A 5,543-nucleotide genomic window follows, 5' to 3' on the forward strand; every position below is an offset into this window, starting at 1 on the left:
TCCCGCAGCAGCATTGCCGATGCGGTCGCCGCACCATAGCTGCACAGCAAACAATTTCCCACATGCGGGCGCCGCTCGCGCCCCCACCCCCGCAGAGACCTGATCGATGACCTCACCGCTTCAATTCGGACTGGATACCTTTGGCGACGTCACCAAGGACGGCACAGGCAAGACGCTCGCGCACGCGCAGGTGATCCGCAACGTCGTCGACGAAGCCGTGCTGGCCGACGAGCTCGGCCTCGACTTCATCGGCCTCGGCGAGCACCACCGTGCCGATTTCGCGATCTCCTCGCCCGAGACCGTGCTCGCGGCGATCGCGTCGCGCACCAGGCACATCCATCTCGGCTCGGCCGTCACGGTGCTGAGCTCGGACGATCCGATCCGCGTCTTCCAGCGCTTTGCCACGCTCGATGCGCTCTCCAACGGGCGCGCCGAGGTGATCCTCGGCCGCGGCTCCTTCACCGAATCCTTTCCACTGTTCGGCTTCGATCTGCGTTCTTACGAAGCGCTGTTCGAGGAGAAGCTCGATCTGTTCGCCGCCCTGCTGTCGCAGAAGCCCGTGACCTGGGAAGGCAAATTGCGCCCGCCGCTGAAAGAGCAGCTCGTCTATCCGCCGGTCGAGAACGGCACGCTGAAAACCTGGATCGGCGTCGGCGGCAGTCCGCAATCGGTGGTGCGCGCGGCGCATTACGACCTGCCCCTGATGCTCGCGATCATCGGCGGCGATCCTGCGCGCTTTGCGCCCTACGTCGATCTCTATCACCGTGCCTTCAGGGAGTTCGGCCGCCCGGCACAGCCGATCGGCGTGCACTCGCCCGGCTATGTCGCGGAAACGGATGCGCAGGCGCGCGAAGAGCTGTGGGGCGACTACAAGGCCATGCGTGACCGCATCGGCAAGGAACGCGGCTGGCCGCCGATGGGCCGCGACGAGTTCGTAAGCGAAGCCGAGCACGGCTCGCTCTATGTCGGCTCGCCGGAAACCGTGGCGCGCAAGATCGCGAAGACGGCAAAGGCGCTTGGCATCTCGCGTTTCCAGCTGAAATATTCGGCCGGTCCCCTGCCGCACGAGAAGCTGATGAAGAGCATCGAGCTCTACGGGCGCAAGGTGGTGCCGATGGTGCGGGAGATGATGGGGTGAGGTAGCGGCGGTCGTATCCGTTCGACAGTCCGCCTACGCCCTTCGGGCTTCGCCGGACACCACGCTTCGCCCTTCAGGCATCACGTGGCTGCGCCACGCGTAGCCCGAAGGGCGAAGCGTGGTGGGGGAGGCAGGACTCGAACCTGCGAAGCCATGAGGCGGCTGATTTACAGTCAGCTCCCTTTGCCACTCGGGACACTCCCCCGCTCGACGGCAGCACAATCGGGCCGGACCTTGCCGGCGGACCGAAGACGGCCATGGAACGTGAAGGCCGCGACAGCCCGGATGGGGGCGCGACCGGGCGCGTTTATGGGCGATGCGGTGGGGCAAAGTCAACCGAGGCGAACAGCTAAAATCGTCACCTTGGGCGCCCAAATTGCCATATTCCGGGACCCGTGACACAAGCGAGCCCATGAAGGATCGAAAATTCACCCCGAGGGGGCCCCGCAGCGGGGCTAAGCCCTTCAACAGGCCCGGGAAATCGGCCGGCCGGCCGGCCTGGCGCGACCGTGATTCGGCATCCGACGGTCCAGTCATCCTCTATGGCTGGCACAGCGTCACCATGGCGCTGCAAAACCCGGCGCGGCGGATCCGCAAGCTGACGCTGACCGAGAACGCCGCAAGGCGGCTCGCGGACGAAAACATCGAGACCCGCGTCACGCCCGAGATCGTCCGTCCCCAGGAGATCGACCGGCTGCTGTCGCCCGACGCTGTCCACCAGGGCCTGCTCGCCGAGGCCGACGCCCTGCCCTCGCCCGACATCGAGACCCTGGAGCAGGAAGGCATGGTGCTGGTGCTCGACCAGATCACCGATCCGCACAATGTCGGCGCCATCCTGCGCTCAGCAGCAGCGTTCGCGGTGAAGGCGATCATCACCACGGCGCGCCACAGCCCCGAGGCAACCGGCGTGCTGGCCAAGGCCGCCTCAGGCGCGCTGGAACTGGTACCGATGGTGACGGTGCAAAACCTCGCCCGCGCCCTCACCGCGTTGAACGAGCGCGGCTTCCAGACGGTTGGCCTCGACAGCGAAGGCAGCGAGGACCTCTCGGACGTCGCACTGCGCGAACCGCTCGCACTGGTGCTCGGCGCCGAAGGCAAGGGCCTGCGGCAATTGACGCGCGAAACATGCAGCGTCGTGGCGCGGCTCGACATGCCCGGCGAGATCAAGAGCCTCAACGTGTCGAATGCCGCCGTGCTCTCGCTTTACGTCGGCGCAAGCCGGCTCGGGCTGATGAAGCGGTAGAGCGTTTTCAAGCGAAGTGGATACCGGTTCGCGTAAAGAAAACGCGTCAAACTAAGAATCCAAAAACAAAACGCCCATCCGCATCGCGCGGACGGGCGCTTCTTCAACTCAACCAATCAAACGATCAGTAATAGCGGCGCAGCACGCGGTGGCCGCCGTAATACGGCGCGCGGTGGGCGTAGCCGTAGCGCGGACCGTAGCCGTAGTGCGTGCGCGGCAGATAGCCGTACCGCGGGCCATAGCCGTAGCGATACGGACGGTAGTACGGGCGCTGATAGGAGGCGGCACGATAGCCATAGCCGTTGCCGTAGCCATAACTACGGCCATAGCCGTAGTTGGCGGGCGCGACGACCGCGTCCTCACGATAGGTCGGGTACGGCGCGAAGGCGCCGGGGCCGGTGTAGGTCGGGCCCTGGTTGACGTAGTAATACTGCGTGGTCGGCTCGGCGAGGTGCTCAAAGCCCCATCCGCCATAACCCGGGCCATAACCCCAGCTACCGCAACCGGTGTTGCAGCCGGAATAGACCGGCGCAATCGGCTGGCACGGATTGAAGCCGCAGGCCGCGGCCGGCGCGGCCCCGACGAACATCACGGCAGCCGCCGCGACCAGTCCCGAAATCATCTGACGCATTACTCTCTCCTGTTGATTTCCGTATTTCGGATTTTTGTCGTTTCTTAACCCGGCGGCTTGCCGGGCACCTCGGCACGCGGCCGGGGCCGACGATGCTGCGGATTCACGTTGATCTCAGGCGCCAGGATCACCGGCGGCGGATCGGCGGGCACATCCATCTGCGGCGGCAGCGGCGCCGATTGCGCGCCCCAGCTCTGGTGGTAGCTCTCGGCCGRCTTCGGCAATTTGCGGTTCGCCGGCGGCTCGACCTCGAGCCGGCCGTAGCCGGGCCGCAGGCCCAGTGTCGGATAATAATGGCCGACGTCTTCCGGCTGCCGCTCGGCGACATAGCGTCCGCCATAGATCGTGGGCTGCACCTGGACGTTCTTGCCCAGGCCCCAGACACCTTCGACGACGCTATAGGACGCGTCGATGCCATTGATGATGATCGGCACGCCGGGGCGGCCGGGCACGACGATATCGAAGCCGCCGCCGGCAAACGCCGTCGCGGGCAGTCCGATCAAAAAGGCTGCGAGCGCCAGAGCGCGCATGGTGGGATCCCGGTTGTCTGGAACACAACCTAACCGATCACGGCCCACAGAGGGTTAAGGCCCGCTCACCAAATGCCGGTAAGCCTAACGCGCAAGCGACGCGGGCCGCTCAAATGCCGCAAGCTGCGCTAGCGAAGCGTTAACGGGGATCCGCACGCACCGGAACATGTTCCGCTCGCTCACAACCGTTTGACCCATGAGCGGCACAATCAACCTGCTTCATCGGAACATCGATCGCCGCCAGCATTTAGCCCCCGTCAATCAGACGGGAGACAAATAATGACGAAAATGAAACTGCTCGGCGCCGCCGTGATCGCGGCATCCGCACTCGCAACGCCCGCCATGGCGCAAACCGGGGTCAACAATCCAGCCCGCTGCTCGGCGCAATTCCCCAATGCCAATTGCCAGAACCTCGGCCCGGGAAATTCGTACAGCGATCGAGGCTATCGCCATCACCGCGTGAGCTCCCGCCAGACCAATGGCGACTGGAATAACGACTGGAACGGGAGCCGCACCGGCTTCTGGCCGACCGACGTCGCGGCCGGCGTTGCGGGCGCTGCCATCGGCACCGCCGGCGCGATCGCAACCGCGCCGTTCCGCGCCATGGACAACAGCTATGCCTACGACAATTCGTGGGACAATCGCGGCTGGGACACCCGCACCTACGCCCAGCGCAACGGCTTCGTCTGTACGCCCGGCACCTGGTTCAAGGGTGAGGACGGCCGCCGGCACATCTGCCAGTAAGCCAGCTTAAGCCACGCGCGACGGAACAGGCGGCCTTCGGGCCGCCTGTTTTCATGCCTGCGATCCATGCGCGGGTTCTGGCACTTTCCACCCAAGTCTGATATTGCGACGCCCGAGCGGACGGACAACTCCGGCACATGCCGAGCCCTGCCCCGCATCTTCCAGCGTCGCCGGCTTAGCTCAGCGGTAGAGCAGCGGTTTTGTAAACCGAAGGTCGGGGGTTCAATCCCCTCAGCCGGCACCAGCACTCGACGCGGGAGCACTCAGTCCGAATTCTTCTGCAAGCTGCTCTGCTGGAAATGCTGGGCGCCGGCGATCTCCACCCACACATGTTTCGATTGCTCGAAAACCGATCTGACCGGGGCCGGAAAATTCGGATCCGCGATGGCGCCGATGGCGACGCCGATCATCGCAGGCAGATTGTCCGCTTTCCACCAGACCGTTGAACCGCAGTCGGGACAAAAATAACTGCGGACCTTGCCGCCGCTCGCGGCCGTGCGGACGTATTCCTTCGACGCGCCTGAGATCGTGACGGCCTCTGCCGGATAGAAGGCACCGACACCGAACGGCGCGCCTGTTCGTCGCTGGCAGTCAATGCAATGGCAGGCGGCGACGAGGCTTGATGGCCCCGGAAGCGACAGCGCAAGAGCGCCGCAATGACATCGGGCGTCGATCATCGAAATTCCTTCCTCCTTGGTCGGCCGACGGGTCCTGCAGCCGGGATGGAACGGAGCGCAATCCGGAACGGTGTTCCCGCTTACTGTCGTCGCGAGAAGAGTCTGGATTGCTTCGCTACGCTCGCAATGACGAGTTGGTGGAGCAATGCACCTATGCTCGCCCTCACTCCTTCCCAACCTCGAACGCCAGCAGCACGTTGCCGGCGACGCCGCTCCACTGGCCGTAGCCGGAATTGGTGTAGAGCATGCCGCCGGCGATGACCGGCCCGGGGCCGTCGATCGCGCCGCCATGGGCGGGGACGCCGTTCACGGCCGTATAGTCTCGCGCGGTATCGAACTCCCACAGCAGCTTGCCGTCGGCTGTGGCGTAGGCGCGCAAGAAGCCGCTGACGCCGCCGGAGAACACGACACCGGGGATCAGGCTCACCGCCGCCGACAGCGCGGGGCTGCATTGGAGGCGATCGCCGCAGGCGACGGGAGACACTTCCATCGCAATCTTCCCGCTGGGGAGATCGAGGCCGAACAGGCCGCCGCCTTGGGTGGAATCGAGCCGCCGCGTGCCATCGTACAGGACACGCAC

Annotated in this window: 6 protein-coding genes, 2 tRNA genes and 1 pseudogene; 4 read left to right on the plus strand and 5 right to left on the minus strand. The window is 65.2% G+C overall.

Annotated elements, in window-relative coordinates:
* Positions 1 to 106 precede the first annotated feature (106 nt).
* The gene (locus AC1D00_RS24375; protein WP_477012407.1) at positions 107 to 1,138 is read left to right on the plus strand and encodes an LLM class flavin-dependent oxidoreductase; all 1,032 of its coding nucleotides are present in this window, start codon (positions 107 to 109) and stop codon (positions 1,136 to 1,138) included.
* Between the two features lie 119 nt (positions 1,139 to 1,257).
* Here the strand turns inward: AC1D00_RS24375 and AC1D00_RS24380 are convergent.
* Positions 1,258 to 1,343: transfer RNA gene (locus AC1D00_RS24380), tRNA-Tyr, on the minus strand.
* Between the two features lie 207 nt (positions 1,344 to 1,550).
* On the opposite strand from AC1D00_RS24380, the gene rlmB reads away from it, so the two are divergent.
* Positions 1,551 to 2,381: a 23S rRNA (guanosine(2251)-2'-O)-methyltransferase RlmB gene (rlmB, locus tag AC1D00_RS24385; RefSeq protein WP_167770739.1), complete on the plus strand. Its 831-nt coding sequence runs from the start codon at positions 1,551 to 1,553 to the stop codon at positions 2,379 to 2,381.
* Positions 2,382 to 2,505: 124 nt separating this feature from the next.
* Here rlmB and AC1D00_RS24390 read toward each other — a convergent pair whose 3' ends face one another.
* Both AC1D00_RS24390 and AC1D00_RS24395 read right to left on the minus strand, forming a co-directional pair.
* A complete protein-coding gene (locus AC1D00_RS24390) occupies positions 2,506 to 3,012 on the minus strand; it encodes a hypothetical protein (protein ID WP_477012408.1) in 507 nt (168 codons plus the stop codon).
* Positions 3,013 to 3,056: 44 nt separating this feature from the next.
* Positions 3,057 to 3,542: a hypothetical protein gene (locus AC1D00_RS24395; protein ID WP_477012409.1), complete on the minus strand. Its 486-nt coding sequence runs from the start codon at positions 3,540 to 3,542 to the stop codon at positions 3,057 to 3,059.
* Between the two features lie 279 nt (positions 3,543 to 3,821).
* Here AC1D00_RS24395 and AC1D00_RS24400 point away from each other — a divergent pair, with 279 nt between their 5' ends.
* Together AC1D00_RS24400 and AC1D00_RS24405 are read left to right on the plus strand one after the other, a co-directional pair.
* Positions 3,822 to 4,286 carry a hypothetical protein gene (locus AC1D00_RS24400; RefSeq protein ID WP_477012410.1) on the plus strand — a complete coding sequence of 155 codons (465 nt, stop codon included), beginning with the start codon at positions 3,822 to 3,824 and terminating at the stop codon, positions 4,284 to 4,286.
* A gap of 169 nt (positions 4,287 to 4,455) precedes the next feature.
* A tRNA-Thr gene (locus AC1D00_RS24405) sits at positions 4,456 to 4,530 on the plus strand.
* A 19-nt stretch (positions 4,531 to 4,549) separates the two neighbouring features.
* Here the strand turns inward: AC1D00_RS24405 and AC1D00_RS24410 are convergent.
* Positions 4,550 to 4,963 carry a GFA family protein gene (locus AC1D00_RS24410; RefSeq protein WP_135174322.1) on the minus strand — a complete coding sequence of 138 codons (414 nt, stop codon included), beginning with the start codon at positions 4,961 to 4,963 and terminating at the stop codon, positions 4,550 to 4,552.
* 163 nt (positions 4,964 to 5,126) lie between these two features.
* Positions 5,127 to 5,543: pseudogene (locus AC1D00_RS24415) on the minus strand (outer membrane protein assembly factor BamB family protein); the annotation flags it as partial.

Source organism: Bradyrhizobium sp. P2_E8 (genome assembly GCF_056403875.1).

Bases quoted from the DNA above. Each gene is read 5' to 3' on its own strand.
- AC1D00_RS24400 (WP_477012410.1), top strand. From the start codon at position 3,822: ATGACGAAAATGAAACTGCTCGGCGCCGCCGTGATCGCGGCATCCGCA.
- AC1D00_RS24410 (WP_135174322.1), bottom strand. From the start codon at position 4,963: ATGATCGACGCCCGATGTCATTGCGGCGCTCTTGCGCTGTCGCTTCCG.
- rlmB (WP_167770739.1), top strand. From the start codon at position 1,551: ATGAAGGATCGAAAATTCACCCCGAGGGGGCCCCGCAGCGGGGCTAAG.
- AC1D00_RS24390 (WP_477012408.1), bottom strand. From the start codon at position 3,012: ATGCGTCAGATGATTTCGGGACTGGTCGCGGCGGCTGCCGTGATGTTC.
- AC1D00_RS24375 (WP_477012407.1), top strand. From the start codon at position 107: ATGACCTCACCGCTTCAATTCGGACTGGATACCTTTGGCGACGTCACC.